Below are 18,249 nucleotides of genomic sequence, written 5' to 3'. Positions count from 1 at the left end.
CCTTAAAGCTTGGCCGGTGCGGCAGGTGGCATGTCGCTGGCGTGTTTTTGTACGTATTGCGTCAGCACGCGCAGCTGTTCCTGCGTCAGCGAAGTGCGCGGTGCCATGCCTTTGATGACGCCGATCCATTGGTTGGCGTTGAAGCGATCGAGCGCGGTCAGCCCGTGGCAGCCGGTGCAGTTGGCCGACATCATGTCTGCGGCGTAGCGCCAGATTTTTTGCTGATCGTCGATCAACTGTTTGCGCGGCAGCCACACCTGCAGAGAAACCTGATGCCAGACCAGGCCGGTTTCCGCATCGGTCTGGGTGGCGGCGGTCTTCAGCTGTTGGCGTGCTTCCTCCCCCAGCAGCACGCTGAGGATGCGTTTGCCCTGCGCGGCGTAGAACACTTCGCTGACCCCGTCCTGCTGCCAGCCGCTGACGGTGGCCAGCACTTTGTCGCCATCCTGCTTGACCACCTGCACTTCGGTGGACGGCATCAGGTTGCCGGCGTTATGGCTGTCGTTGACGCCGAGGAAGAACGGCTCGGTGGCGATGGTGTAGAGGGTGGTGGCGTCCGGTGCGGTCAAGGCCGCGGCCTTCGCCAGCTCGGCGGCGCCGGCCTGGGTTTCGCCGCTCATGTCCGGCAGGATATGCGCCACGCCCTTGTGGCAATCGATGCAGGTTTCGCCCTGTTTGATCGCCACCGGGTGCTGCAGGCGCGCTTCAGGGCGCTGGGCGGTGATATCCATGGCGTCGTAGCTGTGGCAGGAGCGGCAGGTGGCCGAGTCGTTCTCTTTCAGCGTTTTCCAGACTGACTGCGCCATCGCCAGCTTGTGCGCTTCGTATTTCTCCGGCGTATCGATGGTGCCGACCATCTCGCCGTAAATGTCTTTCACCGCGCGGATTTTGGTCCACAGATAATCGATCGGCTGGTGCGGCACGTGGCAGTCGGCGCACTCGGCGCGGATGCCCTTGGTGTTCTGGAAGTGGACGCTGCCCTGATATTCGGCCAACGGTTGTTGCATGGTGTGGCAGGAAACGCAGAAGGCGGTATCGCTGGTTTTATGGAATACGGTGGCGGTCCCGGCCAACAGCGCCGCGCCGAGGATAATCCCCAGCAGCAAAAGCCATAGCCATCCCCACCGACGCTTTTTTTCAAAGCCAGTCAGTTTTTTGCTCATGGTAAACCCGCTTATAATTATGAATTTAAAATAAAATCTTGCCAAAAGGCCGCCGACCGGAGGTCAGAATGCCACGTCGATTGCAGGGATAATGATAGAAGAGGGTTAACCCCATAGGGTTATCCGTAGTCAAAAAAATGGCGTATATCGCAAAAAATAGCGTTATATTCTAATTTATATAACGGTGGAGCGATGCGGCAGGGGAAGCGAGCGCAGCACGCGCTCGCATTGGATCAGACCGCTGGCAGGTAGGCCTGGCCGCTCAGCCACAGGCGGATAGCGGTGCGGCTGGCTTCGAAATGGGGTTCCGGCAGGGCTTCAGGCGCGCACCAGCGCCACTCGGCGCATTTCTCCGGTTCTTTCAGCTCGGCTGCGCCGCCGGGGTGGGCCACCTGCAGGCAGATAGACACCGTGTGTTTGCCTTCGGCGCGCCAGGTCTGCAGATTGTTGCTGACGCCCACGAAGCGCGGCGGATCGATGAGCAAGCCGGTCTCTTCGGCGATTTCGCGCTGGGCGCACTGCTCGAAGGTCTCCCCGGCCTCCAGATGGCCGCCGGGAATCGACCAAAAGGGCGCGTGGGAACCGCAGCGTTTGCCCAACAAAATCTCGCCTTGCGGGTTGACGATGATCACCCCGACGCCCGTCACTACGTTCATGCTTTTCTCCGTCAGCAAAGTTTCAGCACCAGTATGTCATTTTGCCCCGGCGCTGACCAATGCGCCGGCGAAAGTGTGCGTAAGCTCAAAAATCTGCAATGGCGAAAGGGAGAAAACTTGCTTTCGCCTTGCGCTGCTCACACACTCCTTGAAACGTTTCAGCGTTATCCCGCCGCTTGTGGTCAGCGGATAGCGCTCCTTTTTCTCAATGAAGCTGAAACGATTCAATTCAGCAGGAGAGGAGAATCATGTTCCAGTTGTCACCGCAAGACATTCATCTGGGCGCCGCGGCTGCCGGTAAGCAGGAGGCCATCCGTCAGGTGGCCGCCGCCCTGACCGAAGCCGGCTGCGTCAGCGCCGGCTATGTAGACGGCATGCTGCAGCGCGAACTGCAGACGTCCACCTATCTGGGTAACGGCATCGCCATTCCGCACGGCACCACCGATACCCGTGATCTGGTGTTGAAAACTGGCGTGCAGGTGTTTCAGTTCCCGCAGGGCATCACCTGGGGAGAAGGCCAGACCGCCTATGTAGCGATCGGCATCGCCGCCCGTTCCGACGAGCATTTGGCGCTGCTGCGTCAGCTCACCCACGTGCTGAGCGATGACAGCGTGGCGGAGCGGTTGGCGAAAACCACCTCTGCGGAAGAGCTGCGCAGCCTGTTGATGGGCGAGCAGCAGAGCGCCGAATTCCAGTTCGACGTCTCGCTGATTGCGCTCGACGTCGCGGCCGACAGCCTGATGACGCTGCAGGCGCTGAACGCCGGCCGGCTGCAAAAGGTCGGTGCGGTCAATGCGCAGTTCGTCAGCGATGTCATCACCCGTAAGCCGCTGAACCTGGGGCAGGGTATCTGGCTGAGCGACAGCGTTGAAGGCAACCTGGCCAGCGCGGCCACCGTCAGCCGACCGGCGCAGGCTTTCGTGGAAGACGGCGAGCCGGTGGCGCTGCTGCTGACGGTGTCGGTCGCCGACGCGCAGCCGCTGGCGGTGCTCAACTACCTCAGCGATCTGCTGCTGGCCAATAAAGCTGAACGCTTGCTGAAGGCGGATGCCGCCGGCGTGCTGGCGCTGCTGACCAGCGAAGTGGCCGAGGAGAGCAGCGTGCTGAGCGCCGAGTTCGTGATCCGCAACGAGCACGGTCTGCACGCGCGGCCGGGCACGGCGCTGGTTAACGTGATCAAAAGTTTCAACAGTGACATCACCGTCACCAACCTGGACGGCAGCGGCAAGCCGGCCAACGGGCGCAGCCTGATGAAGGTGGTGGCGCTGGGCGTGAAGAAAGGGCACCACCTGCGCTTTACCGCCAATGGAGAAGATGCTGAAGCCGCGCTGAAGGCGATCGGCGAAGCGATTAATGAAGGACTGGGCGAGGGCGCAGCATGAGCAGAAGAGTAGCAACGATCACCTTGAACCCGGCGTACGATCTGGTGGGTTTCTGCCCGCAGATCGAGCGCGGGGAAGTCAACCGGGTAAAAACCGCCGGCCTGCACGCCGCCGGTAAGGGCATCAACGTCGCCAAGGTGTTGAAGGATTTAGGCATCGACGTCACCGTCGGCGGCTTCCTGGGCAAAGACAATCAGGACGGTTTCCAGCTGCTGTTCAGCGATCTGGGGATCGCCAACCGCTTCCAGGTGGTGCCGGGCCGCACCCGTATCAACGTCAAGCTGACGGAAAAAGACGGCGAAGTGACCGACTTTAACTTCTCCGGCTTCGAAGTCACGCCGCAGGACTGGGATCGTTTCGTCAGCGACTCGCTGAGCTGGCTGGGCCAGTTCGATATGGTGGCGGTGAGCGGCAGCCTGCCGGCCGGCGTCGATCCCGATGCGTTTACCGACTGGATGACCCAGCTGCGCGCCAAGTGCCCGTGCATCATTTTCGACAGCAGCCGCGAAGCGCTGGTCGCCGGGCTGAAGGCCTCGCCGTGGTTGGTCAAACCGAACCGCCGCGAGCTGGAAATCTGGGCCGGCCGCCCGCTGCCGGCGCTGGCGGACGTGGTCGAGGCCGCGCATGCGCTGCGCGAGCAGGGCATCGCCCACGTGGTGATCTCCCTCGGTGCGGAAGGCGCGCTGTGGGTTAACGCTTCCGGCGCCTGGATCGCCAAACCGCCGTCCTGTGAGGTGGTCAGCACCGTGGGTGCCGGCGATTCGATGGTCGGCGGCCTGATTTACGGCCTGTTGATGCGCGAATCCAGCGAACACACCCTGCGTTTGGCCACGGCAGTAGCGGCGCTGGCGGTCAGCCAGAGCAACGTCGGCGTGACCGATCGTCCCCAGTTGGCCGCGATGATGGCGCGCGTCGATCTGAAACCTTTCAATCAATAGCAGGAGGCAGAATGAAAACGCTGCTGATGGTAGACAGTTCGTTGGGGCAGGCCCGTGGCCACCTGGCGAAACGCATGCTGGAGGCTGCCGCGGCCAAAACCGGCCTGACGCTGGTCGAGTCGCTGCAGGATGCCGAACTGGTGGTGGTGGCAGGGCAGACTGCGCCTGCTGACGCCGGGCTGAACGGCAAATTGGTGTATGTGGGTGAGGTAGAGCAGGCGGTGCGTGAACCGGAGGCTTTTCTGGCACGGGCCAAGGCCGAAGCTGAAACCTATCAGGCGCCGCAGGCGGCGGCGGTGAAAGCCGCCGGGCAAAAACGCATCGTGGCGATCACCGCCTGCCCGACCGGCGTGGCGCACACCTTTATGGCGGCCGAAGCCATTGAAAGCGAAGCGAAGAAGCGCGGCTGGTGGGTGAAGGTGGAAACGCGCGGCTCCGTGGGCGCCGGCAACGCTATCACTCCGGAAGAAGTGGCGGCGGCGGATTTGGTGATCGTCGCGGCGGACATCGAAGTGGATCTGGACAAATTTGCCGGTAAGCCGATGTATCGCACTTCGACCGGCCTGGCGCTGAAGAAAACCGCCCAGGAGCTGGACAAGGCGCAGGCCGAGGCGGAAGTGTTCCAGCCGCAGCAGCGCGGCAACGCGGCGCCGGCGGCGAAAAAGAAAGAGGGCAACGGCCCGTATCGCCACCTGCTGACCGGCGTGTCTTACATGCTGCCGATGGTGGTGGCAGGCGGGTTGTGCATCGCGCTGTCGTTCGTGTTCGGCATCAAGGCGTTTGAAGTCAAAGGCACGCTGGCGGCGGCGCTGATGCAGATCGGCGGCGGCTCTGCCTTCGCGCTGATGGTGCCGGTATTGGCCGGTTTCATCGCCTTTTCCATCGCGGATCGTCCGGGGCTGACGCCGGGCCTGATCGGCGGCATGCTGGCGGTGAGCACCGGCGCCGGTTTCCTCGGCGGTATCATCGCCGGCTTCCTGGCGGGTTACGTCGCCAAGGCGATCAGCAGCAAGCTGCGCCTGCCGCAAAGCATGGAAGCGTTGAAGCCGATCCTGATCATTCCGCTGGTTGCCAGCCTGATCACCGGCCTTATCATGATTTACGTGGTCGGCACGCCGGTGGCGAAGATCATGGAAGGACTGACCCATTGGCTGCAATCGCTGGGCACCGCCAACGCAGTGCTGCTGGGCGCAATCCTCGGCGGCATGATGTGCACCGACATGGGCGGCCCGGTGAACAAAGCGGCCTACGCGTTCGGCGTCGCGCTGCTCAGCTCCTCGGTGTATGCGCCGATGGCGGCGATCATGGCGGCGGGCATGGTGCCACCGCTGGCGATGGGGCTGGCGACGCTGCTGGCGCGCCGCAAGTTCCCGAAATCCGAACAGGAAGGCGGCAAGGCGGCGTTGGTGCTGGGGCTGTGCTTTATTACCGAAGGGGCGATTCCATTCGCCGCCCGCGATCCGATGCGCGTGCTGCCGTGCTGCATTGCCGGCGGGGCGCTGACCGGCGCGCTGTCGATGGCCTTCGGCGCCAAACTGATGGCGCCGCACGGTGGGCTGTTCGTGCTGCTGATCCCGGGCGCGATTTCGCCGGTGCTGTTGTACCTGGTGGCGATCGCTGCAGGCACGCTGCTGGCGGGGGTGGCGTACGCCCTGCTGAAACGTGCTGAAGCGCCGGTAGCCGCCGCGGCGTAAGCCTTGCCGATACCGCAAAACGCGCAGCCTCGAGCTGCGCGTTTTTGTTTGTGCCTTAGTCGGTTAGCACGATTTACCCCTGGCCAAAAATCACAATGCTTTCTACGCTGATAGCGCGACTTTGTTCCTGCGAACAAGGAATGACTCAAGGAGATTCATCAGTGGCTAAAAAAGTGGCGATCGTACTGACATCCGGTTTCGCCGATTGGGAATACGCGCTTATCGCCGGCGTTGGCGGGCCGTTTTATGGCTTGGAGGTGGCGTTTTTTGCGCCGCAGGCCGGAAAGCTTCGCTCACAGGGCGGGTTGACGGTAGAGGTGGCTCGCGGCGTCGCCGAATTGGCGGATTGGTGCCCCGAGGTGCTGGTGGTGGTCGGCGGCACCCTGTGGGAAACCGAACGGGCGCCGGACATCAGCGCGCTGCTCAACGAGCAGCTGCAACGCGGTGCGACTGTGGCGGGCATTTGCGGCGGGACGCTGGCGTTGGCGCGGGCCGGCCTGTTGAACGGCAGGGCGCACACCTCCAACGATGCCGAGTTTTTGACGCGCCATGTGGCGGGCTATACCGGGCAGCGCCGTTTCGTTGCGAGCGCCGCCGCCGTGGCGGATGACCGAGTCATTACGGCGCCGGGATCGGCGCCGGTCAGCTTTACCACTGCGGTGTTCAGGGCTGCGGGCCTGGATGAAGAAACGCTGCGTCAGTTCAGCGCCATGCTGGCGGCGGAGCACGCGGTGAAGGAAACCGCCCGCGCTTAGGCGAGCGGCCAGGGGAGGGTTACTGCTGCGCCTTCAGCCAGGCGATCTCTTCGGCCCAGATATCCGGGTTTACCGTTTCCAGAATCAACGGAATATTGTCGAAACGCGGATCGCGCATGATGTAGCTGAACACCGTTTTACCGATGTTGCCTTCCCCCAGGCTGTGGTGGCGATCGACGCGGCTGTTGAACTCGCTCTTGGCGTCGTTCAGGTGCATGCCGCGCAGGTAGTTGAAACCGACGATGTCGCCAAGCTGCTTAAAGGTGCGCTCGCACTCTTCTTCGGTGCGCAGATCGTAGCCGGCGGCGAAGGCGTGACAGGTATCGATGCAGACGCCGACGCGGCTTTTGTCTTCCACGCCGTCGATGATCGCCGCCAGGTGTTCGAATTTGAAGCCCAGATTGCTGCCCTGGCCGGCGGTGTTCTCGATCACGGCCGTCACGCCGGCGGTTTTATCCAGCGCGATGTTGATCGATTCGGCGATGCGCGCCAGGCATTTATCTTCATCGATTTGCAGCAGGTGGCTGCCTGGGTGGAAGTTCAGCAGCGTCAGCCCCAGCTGTTCGCAGCGCTGCAGCTCGTCGATAAACGCTTCGCGCGATTTTTCCAACGCGTCGGCCACCGGGTGCCCGAGGTTGATCAGGTAGCTGTCGTGCGGCAGGATCTGCCCCGGCCCGAAGCCGTACTGGGCGCAGGCGCTCTTGAACTTATCGATCACGTCGGCGGCCAGCGGCGCGGCCTTCCATTGACGCTGATTTTTGGTGAACAGGGCGAACGCGGTCGCCTCCAATTCGTGCGCGCGGATAACCGCTTGATCCACGCCGCCTGACGCGCTGACATGTGCACCGACAAACTTCATCTTCATTCTCCTGTGTTATCGGTGACATTATGGCATTGATGGCGGGCGGAATAAATGCGGCCCGCCGAAGCGGGCCGCAGAAGGGGAGATTAGAACCAGTGTTGCACCAGCTGATTTATCGCGGCGCCGCCGACCAGCAGCCAGACGAACAGCAGCGTAGCCAACAGAATCGGTTTCATCCCGGCCTGGCGCACGGCGCTGATGTGGGTGGTCAGCCCCAGCGCCGCCATCGCCATCGCCAGCATCCAGGTGTCGGCGGTGATCAGGTGACGCACCAGCGTGGCCGGCAGCAGGTTGAAGGAGTTCAACCCGGCGACGGCGATAAACAGCACGGCGAACCACGGAATGGTGATGGCGGATTTTTCCGCCTTGCCTTCGCCGCCGCGGCTGATGTAGCCCGACAGCAGCAGCAGGAACGGCGCCAGCATCATCACGCGAATCATCTTGGCGATCACCGCCGCGTTTTCGGCGTCAGGGCCGATGGCGTGCCCGGCGGCGACCACCTGAGCCACTTCGTGAATGGTGGAGCCGGCGTAGATGCCGAAGGTTTCCTGGCTGAACGGCAGCCACTGGAAGTGTTCATTCAACTGATACAGCCACGGGTAGGCGAAGATCGCCAGAGTGCCGAACACCACCACGGTCGAGACCGCCACCGCCACTTTGCTGGAGTCGGCCTTCAGCACCGGCTCGGTGGCCATCACCGCCGCCGCGCCGCAAATGCTGCTGCCGGCGCCGATCAGTATCGCGGTCTGGCTGTCGATGCCGAACACTTTTTTGCCGAGCCAACAGGCCAGCAGGAAGGTGGTGGTCAGGGTCAGCGCGTCGATGATGATGCCGCTGGCGCCCACGTCGGCGATCTGCTGAAAGGTCAGCCGGAAGCCGTAAAGGATAATACCCAAACGCAGCAGACGCTGTTTAGCCAACTGTACGCCGCTGTGGCAAGCGGTTTGCCAGCGCGGATACAACGTGTTGCCCACCAGAATGCCGAGCAGGATCGCCAGCGTCAGCGCCCCCAGCCCCAGCTCCGCCACCCAGGGAATATCGCCGGCCCAGACGGCCAGCGCGGTGAGCGCGCCGGTCAGCAGCAGCCCTGGCACCAGCCGCGGCAGGCCGAACAGCGGAAAGCGTCGCTCGGGATAAGTGTGAGTGGTATCAGTCGCCATAAAAGTCAGTCCTTCAGTCTGTTTCTTGCCGCTAAGAGTACGTTTGGGCTGAATAAAAGAGAAATTGATTATATATTTATAACCTATCTGAATAAGTGGTATGCGTTCAGACATTGGCATAAAGCCGCATTGCGGCTAGGGTGAGGGAGGCGCGGCGAGCCGCCGTCAATTTTCCAACTGAACAGGAGCAGGCGATGGATATCGACGATCAACGCAGAGAGCAGATAGACCTGGAAGTGGGCCGCGCGGTGCGGCGTTTGATTGAAGAGAACAAAGCGGTCGATCGCGATCGCCTGGTGGCGATGCTGCAATTAATACAGCGGGACGAAACCGGCACGCCGCGCGAGGCGGTGCTGGCCGCCGCGGCGCAGCTGGTCGCTTTGGGCAAGTAACGCCGATCGGGCCGTAAACCGGGTGGCCTGATCGGGTCGCCCACATCATGCTGACATCATATTTTGGTTCTCTGACGGAACCTTCTTTCAATACCGGGACAGCTATGCATATCACGTTGCGTCAACTGGAAGTCTTCACCGAAGTGCTGAAAAGCGGTTCGACCACTCAGGCCTCGGTGGTGCTGGCGCTGTCGCAGTCGGCGGTCAGCGCGGCGCTGGCGGATCTGGAGGGGCAGCTGGGCGTGCAGCTGTTCGATCGCGTCGGCAAACGGCTGGTGATCAACGAACATGGCCGGTTGCTGTATCCCAAGGCGCTGGCGCTGTTGGAACAGGCGGGGGAGATCGAGCAGCTGTTTCGCCATGACGGCGGGGCGCTGCGCATCGCCGCCAGCAGCACCATCGGCAACTACATGCTGCCGGAGATGATCGCCCGTTACCGCCGGGATTTTCCGGCCGCGCCGCTGGAGCTGAATGTCGGCAACAGCCAGGACGTGATCGTGGCGGTGGCGGACTTTCGCGTCGATCTGGGGTTGATCGAGGGGCCTTGCCATATGCCGGAGCTGGTGACGCAGCCGTGGCTGGAGGACGAGCTGGTGGTGTTCGCCGCGCCGGATAACCCGCTGACCCGCGAGCCGCCGACGCTGGAGGCATTGGCCAATGCGCCCTGGATCCTGCGCGAGCGCGGTTCGGGCACTCGCGAGGTGCTGGATCATCTGCTGTTGGCGCATCTGCCGCATTTCCAGCTGGTGATGGAGCTGGGCAATTCCGAGGCGATCAAGCACGCGGTGCGGCACGGTATCGGCATCAGCTGCCTGTCGCGGCGGGTGGTGGCCGAACAGCTGGCCAGCGGCGCGCTGGTGGAACTGCCGCTTCCGCTGCCGCCGCTGCGTCGCACCCTGTACCTGATTCGCCATCGGCAAAAGCACATCTCCAACGCGTTGCAGCGTTTTCTCAGCTACTGCGCGCTGTAATCGGCAGCGCGTCACGCCCTCTATCGCCGCGCAGGCCTGAAAAAGCATAAAAATCTGCGCGCGCTCACATTAATGAGAGTAAGTAAGGCCATAAGGGCCGCGGCTAATAATTGCCTCTGAATTATGAAGCTATCTTATATCAGTGCAATGTTGCTAGTTCACCGGCGGGTATTTGTTACAATCCGCCCTCATTTTTCGAAGAGCAGATAGATAGGGAACGAATGGCTCAGCAGGATATAAAAACATCGGGGCAGCAAGCACCCGGATTGCGCCGCGAGCTGAAAGCCCGGCATTTGACCATGATCGCCATCGGCGGCTCCATCGGCACCGGTCTGTTCGTCGCCTCGGGCGCCACGGTTTCTCAGGCAGGCCCCGGCGGGGCACTGTTGTCTTACGCTCTGATCGGTTTGATGGTGTATTTCCTGATGACCAGCCTGGGCGAACTGGCGGCCTTTATGCCGGTCTCCGGTTCATTCTCCACCTACGGCGCCAAATACGTGGAAGAAGGCTTCGGCTTCGCGCTGGGCTGGAACTACTGGTACAACTGGGCGGTGACCATCGCGGTTGACCTGGTGGCCTCGCAGTTGGTGATGAGTTACTGGTTCCCGGACACGCCGGGTTGGATCTGGAGCGCGCTGTTCCTCGGCCTGATGTTCCTGCTGAACTACATTTCGGTGAAAGGGTTCGGCGAGGCGGAATACTGGTTCGCGCTGATCAAGGTCAGCACCGTGATTATCTTCATCGCCGTCGGCGTGCTGATGATCGTCGGCATTCTGAAGGGCGGCGAACACGCCGGCTGGCAGAACTGGACGATAGGAGACGCGCCGTTCGCCGGCGGCTTCTCGGCGATGATCGGCGTGGCGATGATCGTCGGCTTCTCGTTCCAGGGCACCGAACTTATCGGCATCGCGGCCGGCGAGTCGGAAAACCCGGGCAAAAACATCCCGCGCGCGGTGCGTCAGGTGTTCTGGCGTATCCTGCTGTTCTATATCTTCGCCATTCTGATCATCAGCCTGATCATTCCGTACACCGATCCGAGCCTGCTGCGCAATGACGTGAAAGACATCAGCGTCAGCCCGTTCACCCTGGTGTTCCAGCATGCCGGCCTGCTGTCGGCGGCGGCGGTGATGAACGCGGTGATCCTGACGGCGGTGCTTTCCGCCGGTAACTCGGGCATGTACGCGTCTACCCGCATGCTGTTCACTCTGGCCTCGGAAGGCAAGGCACCGCGCATCTTCGCCAAGCTGTCGAAAGGCGGCGTGCCGCGCAACGCGCTGTATGCGACCTGCGTGGTGGCCGGCCTGTGCTTCCTGACGTCGATGTTTGGCAACCAGTCGGTTTATCTGTGGCTGCTGAATACTTCGGGCATGACCGGCTTCATCGCCTGGTTGGGCATCGCCATCAGCCACTACCGCTTCCGTCGCGGTTACATGCTGCAGGGGCGCGATCTGAACGACTTGCCGTACCGTTCCGGGTTCTTCCCGCTGGGGCCGATCTTCGCCTTCGTGCTGTGCCTGATCATCACCCTGGGCCAGAACTATCAGGCCTTCCTGCAAGACAAGATCGACTGGTACGGCGTGACCGCGACCTACATCGGCATCCCGCTGTTCCTGCTGATCTGGTTCGGCTACAAGCTGTCGCGCGGCACCCGTGTGGTGAAGTACAGCGAAATGGAATTCCCGAAGATGGACGTGAAGTAATTTTCGGTGAGTGATACGCGGCGGGGGCTCCCGCCGCGTTTTATGTTACTTTTTCCCGCCTTTGGCTTCCGCCAGCGCCTGCTGCGCCGAGCTCATCAAACTGTCCACCGTCGCGTAATTCTGCGTCAACGCCAGAATGCCGGCGCTAAGCTGCATGTTCACCTCGCCGAACGCGCCAAAATCGTAGGGCGCCTCCAGCGGCGGCACAATGCGCGCCAGGAACTCGCTTTCCGCCCCGTAGGGCAGATCGTGCACCAGAATCAAAAACAGACCGCCGGTATAGCGGCAGACGTAGTCGCTGGGGCGGATCAGCGTCTTGAGGCGTTCGCCGACGGTGCGCAGTACGTCGTCGCCGATCTGGACGCCGTGGCTTTGGTAGAGCGCTGCCAGCGGGCCGAATTCAAGAATGAACAGGTGGGAGATCGGCTGCGTCGAACCGGGGCGGCAGATGCTGCGCATCACCGCTTCGCCCCCCGCGCGGTTGAGGAAGCCGGTCAGGCGATCGCGGTGTGACGCCAGCTGCTTTTCCCACGCCAGCGTGACGCGCTGCACCAATTGGCGGTGATAGCGAGCGATCATGCCATGAGCCAGCACCAGCCACAGCGGGGCGAGATCCGCCAGGATAAACAGGTTTTGCACCCGTGACAGCGGGGCCGCCAGCAGATAGGGCAGCGTCAGTACGATCACTTCAAGCAGCGCGAAGCGCGGGGCGGCGGCGTGACGCTGCATCAGCCAGCAGGCCAGGGCGGTGATCGTCAGACCGGCGAACAGGATCAGCACGAAGCGGCCCGACAGCATCGCCAGGGCGGCGCTGGCGCCGACCAGCAGCGCCCACAGCAGCACCGTCACCAGCATGGCGTTCGGCCAGGCAGGCTGACGTCGGCGCGCCAGCCAGGCGCGCCCGGCGGTCAACAGCAGCAACAGCAGCAGCAAGCCGATGCCGATCGGCCGTTGGCTCAGCCAGGCGTACCCCACCAGCAGCGCGGCCGGCCCCGCGGCATTCAGCCAAGGGGTGAGAGGAGAGGGCGTCAACGTGAGCCGCAGCTGGCGTTGAAACGGCTCGTCATCGGCGTGCAGCGGGCTGTATAACAGCCAGTTCAGCAGCGCAGGACGTTTGGGCGTTACCGCCGGAGATGGACTTCTCATTACTGCCTCGTCAATAAGGCCGCTCTTGCGGCAGCCTGAAGTTTTTTGCACGCGCGGTGCCGTGGTTCTGGATTCTATGTGGTTTTTTCGTGTTTTGTCAGAGTCTGGTCGGATCAGGAATAATTTTCAGAATAATTAACCTAATGGCGGTGAAGAGAGGAAACGCGAGGGGCTGAAAAATGGCGAGTAAAAACAAATTATTACATTTCGACAATGCCGTTTTCACCTATTGATATGATTGATAAGTATTATCGTTTGTTTTATTGTTAACGGCTGCGCGCGGGCGGTCTGCGCGCACTTTCCGGTTCACGGCGGCCGCTTTCGCGCCGCTGTCATCATGGTTGCAACAGGTATCTTAACTAATGAGCGTATCCACCGATCCCATGACTGAAGCCAAGGGGCAACCCGACGCCGGCGTGATGGGGCGTTATCAGCATATTCTTCGCCATCGCCTGTTGATGATGGGCGTGTTGGCACTGGCGATCCTGGGCTCGCTGCTGCTGGATTTCACCATGGGGCCGTCCGGCCTGTCGCTGGCATCCTTATGGCAAACGCTGCTTGACCCCGCCGCGGCCGACGCCGGTACGCGGGTGATCGTCTGGGATATCCGCTTGCCGTATGCGCTGATGGCGGTGGTGGTGGGCTTTGCGCTCGGCCTGGCCGGGGCGGAAATGCAGACCATCCTGAATAACCCGCTGGCCAGTCCCTTTACTCTCGGCGTGTCTTCCGCCGCGGCCTTTGGCGCCGCGCTGGCGATCGTGCTCGGCATCGGCATTCCGGGGATTCCCGATCAGTGGTTCATCTCCGCCAACGCCTTTATCTTTGCGCTGTTCGCCGCGCTGATGCTCGACGGCATCACGCGCTGGACGCGGGTCGCCACCTCCGGCGTGGTGCTGTTCGGCATCGCGCTGGTGTTTACCTTCAACGCGCTGGTTTCGATGATGCAGTTCATCGCCAGCGAGGACACGCTGCAGGGGCTGGTGTTCTGGACCATGGGCAGCCTGGCGCGCGCCTCATGGGACAAGCTGGGCATTCTGTTCGGCGTGTTCGCCGTGCTGCTGCCGCTGTCGATGATGAGCTCGTGGAAACTGACGGCGCTGCGCCTGGGTGAAGACCGGGCGGTGAGCTTCGGCATCGACGTGCGTCGTCTGCGGCTGACCACGCTGCTGCGCATCAGCATTCTCTCGGCGCTGGCGGTGGCCTTCGTCGGGCCTATCGGCTTTATCGGCCTGGTGGCGCCGCATATCGCCCGCATGATCTTCGGCGAAGATCACCGCTTCTATCTGCCAGCCAGCGCGCTGATCGGCGCTCTGGTGCTGTCGATGGCCTCGGTGGCGTCGAAAAACCTGGTGCCTGGGGTGATCATTCCGGTGGGCATCGTGACGTCGCTGGTCGGGGTGCCGTTCTTCCTGAGCATTATTCTGCGCCACCGGGGGAACGTATGAACCAGGGCTTGCGGATAGAAAACTTCTCGGCGGGCTACCCGAAACGCCAGGTGATTGACGATCTCTCTGTGCCGATGCTGCCGCGCGGGCAAATCACCGTGCTGCTGGGGCCGAACGGCAGCGGCAAATCGACGCTGCTGCGTTCGCTGGCCGGGCTGAACCCGGCGCAGGGCAAGCTGTGGCTGGACGACGGCGATCTGATGCAGATGCCGTTCGCCCGTCGGGCGGAGAAGGTGGTGTACCTGCCGCAGTCGCTGCCCGCCGGGGTGCATCTGCACGTGCTGGAGTCGATCATCGTGGCGCAGCGCGCCTCGGGCGGCCGCAGCAACGCCGGCAGCGAAGCGGAAGTGATGGCTTTGCTGGAACAGCTGGGCATCGCCCACCTGGCGCTGAGCTATCTCGATCAGCTGTCCGGCGGCCAGAAACAGCTGGTGGGGTTGGCGCAGTCGCTGATCCGCCAGCCTTCTCTGCTGTTGCTGGATGAGCCGCTGAGCGCGCTCGATCTCAACTATCAGTTCCACGTGATGGATTTGGTGCGCCGCGAAACCCGCAAGCGCAACATCGTGACGGTGGTGGTGGTGCATGACATCAATATCGCACTGCGTCACGGCGACCACGTGCTGATGCTGCAGGATGGCGATCTGATCGCCGACGGCGCGCCGGATCAGGTGATTACGCCGCAGAGCCTGGCGCGGGTCTACGGCGTGCGCGGGCGTATCGAACGCTGCTCGCAGGGCACGCCGCAGGTGCTGATAGACGGCTTGGTAAATCAGCCGACGATTTAATCCAGAAAAAAGCCCGGCATCGCCGGGCTTTCTTTATCGTGCAGTGTGATTGAGCGCCTCGCTCACGCGTTCAACAACGTGCTGGGCGGTGACGATGCCGCCGGACAGATAGACCTCGGCCGCCGGCAGGTAAACCACCTGGCCTTTTTTCACCGCCGTGGTTTTCTTCAGCGCGGTGCCGGTAAGGATCTTCTGCGGCGCCACCGCGTTCGGCCGCCCGGTCGCGGCGTCTCTGTCGATAACGAACAGCCAGTCCGGATTCAGTTTGGCCACCTGCTCAGGCGTCAGTTTGTTGCCGCGCACGTCTTTCTCGTCGGACTGCAACGCAGACGAGAAGCCGAGGGCGTCATAGACGAAGCTGAAACGGCTCTTGGGGGCGTAAGCACTGATCTTGCCGCCGGAGAACAGCACCACCAGTCCGCGCCCGGCCTGGGCGGCCTGCGGTTTGACCGCGGCGATTTGCGCATCCAGCTTATCGACCGCCGCCTGCGCCTGCTGCTGCTTATCGAACAGTTCACCCAGCTGCAGCGTGCGCTGTTTCAGGCTGCCCAACTGATCCTGCGGATCGACGGACATGTTCAACGTCGGCGCCAGCGCGTTCAGCTCGTCATAGGCCTTGGACGCCCGGCCGGCGATCAGGATCAGATCCGGTTTGGCGGCGCGCAGCACGGCCATATCCGGCTCGAACAGGGTACCGGCATTGAGGTATTTGTCGTCCTGATAGCGCTTCAGGTTATCCGGCAAGTTCTTGCGGTTGCCGGGCAGCGCCAGCGGCTCGACGCCCAGCAGCTGCAGCGTTTCTAGCGAGGCGTAATCCAGCACCACGATGCGCTGTGGGTGTTTTTTCACCTCGGTGCTGCCGTTCAGGTGCTGGACATTGACGGTGGCCGGGGCCGCCGGCGCGTCGGTTTTGCTGTGGCAACCCGCCAGCGCCATCGTGGCCAGCAGGGCGATCATCAGGGGGGAGCGGCGTAATTTCATGGGGCTTCCTCACGGTGATGGAATGAAAAGGGCGCGCAGCGCGCGCCCGGGGGCATCAGAAGTTGTAGGTCATGCCGACGGTGTAACGGCGGCCGTCCAGCGTGGTGTTGTAGTGGTCGTAATCCACGGTCTTGTCGAGGATGTTGTAGACCCCGCCGGTCAGCTGCAGGTTTTTCGCTGCCTGGTAGCTCAGGCCTGCATCGACGAAGGTGTAAGACGGCGTGCTCTTGGCCATCGAGGTGCGGCTCAGGTATTCCGACGTCTTGCTGCGGAAGTTAACGCGTGACCACAGGCTGAGGTCTTGCGTGGCGCGCCAGTCCAGCACTGTGTTGACCATGTGCTTCGGCATCTGGTTGAGCGCCTTGCCCTGGAACTCGCCGCTCTTCTGCTCGGAAGAGGTGTAGGTGTAGTTGGTGTTCCACTTCCAGTCTTTGTTGATCTGCCAGCCGAAGGTGGCTTCTACGCCGCGCATATTGGCTTTGTCGACGTTGACGCGATCGCTGATAAAGTCATAGACATCGTTGCCGATCTTACAGTCCGGCGTGTCTTCGCAGCGGCGCACTTCGGTGATCTTGTTCTTGAAGTCGGTATTGAAGACCGTAACCCCGGCGTTGATGCCTTTCAGGCTATCCCACATCAGGCCGATCTCTTCGCTCAGGCTTTTCTCCGGCTGCAGATCCGGATTGCCGACGATGATGCCTTTACGCACGCCGCCGCCGGTGACCTGGCCCCAGTTGGCGGAGGATTGGCGCAGGTCCGGCGATTTGTAACCGGCGGAGACGCCGCCTTTCAGCGTCCACTGTTCGGTCAGATGCCAGACGCCGTACATGCGCGGTGTCCAGTGGCTGCCGAAGTTTTCGTCCTGATCCATGCGGATGCCGGTCGTCAGACTGAAGTCGTTGGTCAATGCCCACTCGTCTTCGGCGAACAGCGCCCAGCTCCAGCGCGTTAACTGGTTAACGTCTTTTGCAGATTCAAGCTGGTTGCCGCCGTCGCTCAGTTTTTCATAGCGATACTGTCCGCCGAGGTTCAGCATATGGGAGCCCAGCTCGAACTGGTTCTGGGTGTTGAAGATGGTGTTGTACATCTTCATATTGCGGCCAGGGTTGTTGGTCTCTTCCCGCTGAACGTAGCTGGTGGAGTTGCCGAAGTCGTAATAGCCGTTGTGGGTCAGCGCGTAGTTGGTGCGCGTATACAGGCTTTCGCTGCGCGACGCTGGCGTGCATTTGCCTTTGCTGCAGCGTTCCGCCACCACCGATTTGCCCGGCGTGCTGTTGCGATCCTGCAGCGAGCGGCCGACTTCGAAGTCGAATTCGTTTTTCTCGTCCGGCGTCAGGGTGAACACCGCAGTGCCGCTGCGCATGCGCTGTTCGTTGTAACCGTTGACGATTTTATCTTCCGCGCGGCGCGACAGCAGGCCGTTGACCCGCAGGCCCAGCAGGCCTTCAATCAGCGGGCCGGAGGCGTAGGCGTTGGTCTGGAACAGATCGCCGGAATCGCGGTTTTCCTGAAGGGTCGCGTCGCCGTGCAGCGAGCCTTTCCACTCGGTGCGGGAGGTCTTGCGGGTGATGACGTTGATCACGCCGCCCATGGCGTCGGAGCCGTACAGCGAAGACATCGGCCCGCGCACCACTTCGATGCGCTCGATGGCTTCCATCGGCGGCAGCCAGCCCTGTTCGATACCGGCGTTGTCGCTGTTCGGCCGGGTACCGCGGGTGTCGACGCGCTTGCCGTCCACCAGGATCAGCGTGTACTTGGAGGACATGCCGCGAATGCTGATGTCGCTGCTGCTGGCGCCGCCGGTGACCACTACGCCCGGCACGTCTTTCAGCGCGTCGGTCACGTCGCGATAGGCCTTATCTTCGATCTGCTGGCGCGGGATCACCGAGATGGAGGCGGCGGAGTCCTGAATTTTTTGCTGGAAGCCGGAGGCGGTGACGACCATGGTGTCTTGGGTATCGTCCTGCGGCGCGGCCAGTGCGGCGGTGGCGCTGAGTGAGGCGATCACCAGAGCGGCGAGCTTGCTGTAACGTGGCGTTTCCATGAGGTAAACCTTTCCTGGATTGAAGTGAAAGTAATTAACCAATTGAATTTCTAATGAAATAATTCATCGTTCGCTGAGAAATCCGTCGCTTCGTCAGCGTTGCGTGAGGCCATTGTAAGGATTTTTTACTGAATGTAAACGCTAATGATAATTCATATCATTTGTATGCTTGTTA

General features: G+C 61.9%; 16 protein-coding genes. 9 read left to right on the top strand and 7 right to left on the bottom strand.

The features are described 5' to 3' along the window. Nucleotides 1–2 precede the first annotated feature (2 nt). Both AAIE04_RS12535 and AAIE04_RS12530 read right to left on the bottom strand, forming a co-directional pair. Nucleotides 3–1,163: a NapC/NirT family cytochrome c gene (locus tag AAIE04_RS12535; RefSeq protein WP_498577040.1), complete on the bottom strand. Its 1,161-nt coding sequence runs from the start codon at nucleotides 1,161–1,163 to the stop codon at nucleotides 3–5. Nucleotides 1,164–1,396: 233 nt separating this feature from the next. Beyond that, complete coding sequence (locus tag AAIE04_RS12530; RefSeq protein ID WP_063919738.1) at nucleotides 1,397–1,819, bottom strand: nucleotide triphosphate diphosphatase NUDT15; 423 nt, start codon at nucleotides 1,817–1,819, stop codon at nucleotides 1,397–1,399. 248 nt (nucleotides 1,820–2,067) lie between these two features. Between AAIE04_RS12530 and fruB the strand changes: the two genes are divergently transcribed. The 4 genes from fruB (at nucleotide 2,068) to AAIE04_RS12510 (ending at nucleotide 6,588) form a co-directional block, all read left to right on the top strand. Continuing rightward, nucleotides 2,068–3,201 (top strand): fused PTS fructose transporter subunit IIA/HPr protein, encoded by a 1,134-nt coding sequence (gene fruB, locus AAIE04_RS12525; RefSeq protein ID WP_197668049.1) that lies wholly within the window; start codon nucleotides 2,068–2,070, stop codon nucleotides 3,199–3,201. Further along, nucleotides 3,198–4,139, top strand: coding sequence for a 1-phosphofructokinase (gene fruK / locus AAIE04_RS12520; protein ID WP_004935702.1), 942 nt, complete (start codon nucleotides 3,198–3,200; stop codon nucleotides 4,137–4,139). Before fruB ends, fruK begins: the two co-directional genes overlap by 4 nt. Nucleotides 4,140–4,150: 11 nt before the next feature. After that, entirely contained in the window at nucleotides 4,151–5,833 is a 1,683-nt protein-coding gene (gene fruA / locus AAIE04_RS12515; RefSeq protein ID WP_019453619.1) for a PTS fructose transporter subunit IIBC, read from the top strand. A 161-nt stretch (nucleotides 5,834–5,994) separates the two neighbouring features. After that, entirely contained in the window at nucleotides 5,995–6,588 is a 594-nt protein-coding gene (locus AAIE04_RS12510) for a DJ-1/PfpI family protein (protein ID WP_498056725.1), read from the top strand. Between the two features lie 19 nt (nucleotides 6,589–6,607). Here the strand turns inward: AAIE04_RS12510 and nfo are convergent, their stop codons facing one another. Together nfo and AAIE04_RS12500 are read right to left on the bottom strand one after the other, a co-directional pair. Further along, nucleotides 6,608–7,447: a deoxyribonuclease IV gene (nfo, locus tag AAIE04_RS12505; protein WP_019453617.1), complete on the bottom strand. Its 840-nt coding sequence runs from the start codon at nucleotides 7,445–7,447 to the stop codon at nucleotides 6,608–6,610. 89 nt (nucleotides 7,448–7,536) lie between these two features. Then, nucleotides 7,537–8,610: a YeiH family putative sulfate export transporter gene (locus AAIE04_RS12500; protein WP_154746531.1), complete on the bottom strand. Its 1,074-nt coding sequence runs from the start codon at nucleotides 8,608–8,610 to the stop codon at nucleotides 7,537–7,539. Between the two features lie 194 nt (nucleotides 8,611–8,804). Here AAIE04_RS12500 and AAIE04_RS12495 point away from each other — a divergent pair, with 194 nt between their 5' ends. The 3 genes from AAIE04_RS12495 (at nucleotide 8,805) to AAIE04_RS12485 (ending at nucleotide 11,673) form a co-directional block, all read left to right on the top strand. Next, nucleotides 8,805–9,002 (top strand): hypothetical protein, encoded by a 198-nt coding sequence (locus AAIE04_RS12495; protein ID WP_019453615.1) that lies wholly within the window; start codon nucleotides 8,805–8,807, stop codon nucleotides 9,000–9,002. 104 nt (nucleotides 9,003–9,106) lie between these two features. Then, nucleotides 9,107–9,973, top strand: a complete 867-nt coding sequence (gene yieE / locus AAIE04_RS12490; RefSeq protein WP_063919734.1) for a DNA-binding transcriptional regulator YeiE — start codon at nucleotides 9,107–9,109, stop codon at nucleotides 9,971–9,973. 221 nt (nucleotides 9,974–10,194) lie between these two features. Then, the gene (locus tag AAIE04_RS12485; protein WP_025160186.1) at nucleotides 10,195–11,673 is read left to right on the top strand and encodes an amino acid permease; all 1,479 of its coding nucleotides are present in this window, start codon (nucleotides 10,195–10,197) and stop codon (nucleotides 11,671–11,673) included. A gap of 45 nt (nucleotides 11,674–11,718) precedes the next feature. Here AAIE04_RS12485 and AAIE04_RS12480 read toward each other — a convergent pair whose 3' ends face one another. Then, entirely contained in the window at nucleotides 11,719–12,819 is a 1,101-nt protein-coding gene (locus AAIE04_RS12480) for a GGDEF domain-containing protein (RefSeq protein ID WP_498577039.1), read from the bottom strand. A gap of 362 nt (nucleotides 12,820–13,181) precedes the next feature. Here AAIE04_RS12480 and AAIE04_RS12475 point away from each other — a divergent pair, with 362 nt between their 5' ends. Further along, on the top strand, nucleotides 13,182–14,264 hold the full coding sequence (locus AAIE04_RS12475) for a FecCD family ABC transporter permease (protein ID WP_025160187.1): 1,083 nt from the start codon (nucleotides 13,182–13,184) through the stop codon (nucleotides 14,262–14,264). Then, complete coding sequence (locus tag AAIE04_RS12470) at nucleotides 14,261–15,049, top strand: ABC transporter ATP-binding protein (RefSeq protein ID WP_019453610.1); 789 nt, start codon at nucleotides 14,261–14,263, stop codon at nucleotides 15,047–15,049. The genes AAIE04_RS12475 and AAIE04_RS12470 overlap by 4 nt, the downstream gene beginning before the upstream one ends. 33 nt (nucleotides 15,050–15,082) lie before the next feature. Here AAIE04_RS12470 and AAIE04_RS12465 read toward each other — a convergent pair whose 3' ends face one another. Both AAIE04_RS12465 and AAIE04_RS12460 read right to left on the bottom strand, forming a co-directional pair. Beyond that, nucleotides 15,083–16,030 (bottom strand): siderophore ABC transporter substrate-binding protein, encoded by a 948-nt coding sequence (locus AAIE04_RS12465; protein ID WP_074055859.1) that lies wholly within the window; start codon nucleotides 16,028–16,030, stop codon nucleotides 15,083–15,085. 55 nt (nucleotides 16,031–16,085) lie between these two features. Beyond that, entirely contained in the window at nucleotides 16,086–18,074 is a 1,989-nt protein-coding gene (locus AAIE04_RS12460) for a ligand-gated channel protein (RefSeq protein WP_197668045.1), read from the bottom strand. Between the last annotated feature and the right edge of the window lie 175 nt (nucleotides 18,075–18,249).

The sequence above is a fragment of the Serratia sp. Ae19-1 genome, assembly GCF_059801225.1.
Note: the sequence above shows the minus strand (reverse complement) of the source record. Positions and strands in the feature narration are given on the sequence as shown.

Bases quoted from the DNA above. Each gene is read 5' to 3' on its own strand.
- AAIE04_RS12535 (WP_498577040.1), bottom strand. From the start codon at position 1,163: ATGAGCAAAAAACTGACTGGCTTTGAAAAAAAGCGTCGGTGGGGATGG.
- AAIE04_RS12530 (WP_063919738.1), bottom strand. From the start codon at position 1,819: ATGAACGTAGTGACGGGCGTCGGGGTGATCATCGTCAACCCGCAAGGC.
- fruB (WP_197668049.1), top strand. From the start codon at position 2,068: ATGTTCCAGTTGTCACCGCAAGACATTCATCTGGGCGCCGCGGCTGCC.
- fruK (WP_004935702.1), top strand. From the start codon at position 3,198: ATGAGCAGAAGAGTAGCAACGATCACCTTGAACCCGGCGTACGATCTG.
- fruA (WP_019453619.1), top strand. From the start codon at position 4,151: ATGAAAACGCTGCTGATGGTAGACAGTTCGTTGGGGCAGGCCCGTGGC.
- nfo (WP_019453617.1), bottom strand. From the start codon at position 7,447: ATGAAGTTTGTCGGTGCACATGTCAGCGCGTCAGGCGGCGTGGATCAA.
- AAIE04_RS12500 (WP_154746531.1), bottom strand. From the start codon at position 8,610: ATGGCGACTGATACCACTCACACTTATCCCGAGCGACGCTTTCCGCTG.
- AAIE04_RS12495 (WP_019453615.1), top strand. From the start codon at position 8,805: ATGGATATCGACGATCAACGCAGAGAGCAGATAGACCTGGAAGTGGGC.
- yieE (WP_063919734.1), top strand. From the start codon at position 9,107: ATGCATATCACGTTGCGTCAACTGGAAGTCTTCACCGAAGTGCTGAAA.
- AAIE04_RS12485 (WP_025160186.1), top strand. From the start codon at position 10,195: ATGGCTCAGCAGGATATAAAAACATCGGGGCAGCAAGCACCCGGATTG.
- AAIE04_RS12480 (WP_498577039.1), bottom strand. From the start codon at position 12,819: ATGAGAAGTCCATCTCCGGCGGTAACGCCCAAACGTCCTGCGCTGCTG.
- AAIE04_RS12475 (WP_025160187.1), top strand. From the start codon at position 13,182: ATGAGCGTATCCACCGATCCCATGACTGAAGCCAAGGGGCAACCCGAC.
- AAIE04_RS12470 (WP_019453610.1), top strand. From the start codon at position 14,261: ATGAACCAGGGCTTGCGGATAGAAAACTTCTCGGCGGGCTACCCGAAA.
- AAIE04_RS12465 (WP_074055859.1), bottom strand. From the start codon at position 16,030: ATGAAATTACGCCGCTCCCCCCTGATGATCGCCCTGCTGGCCACGATG.
- AAIE04_RS12460 (WP_197668045.1), bottom strand. From the start codon at position 18,074: ATGGAAACGCCACGTTACAGCAAGCTCGCCGCTCTGGTGATCGCCTCA.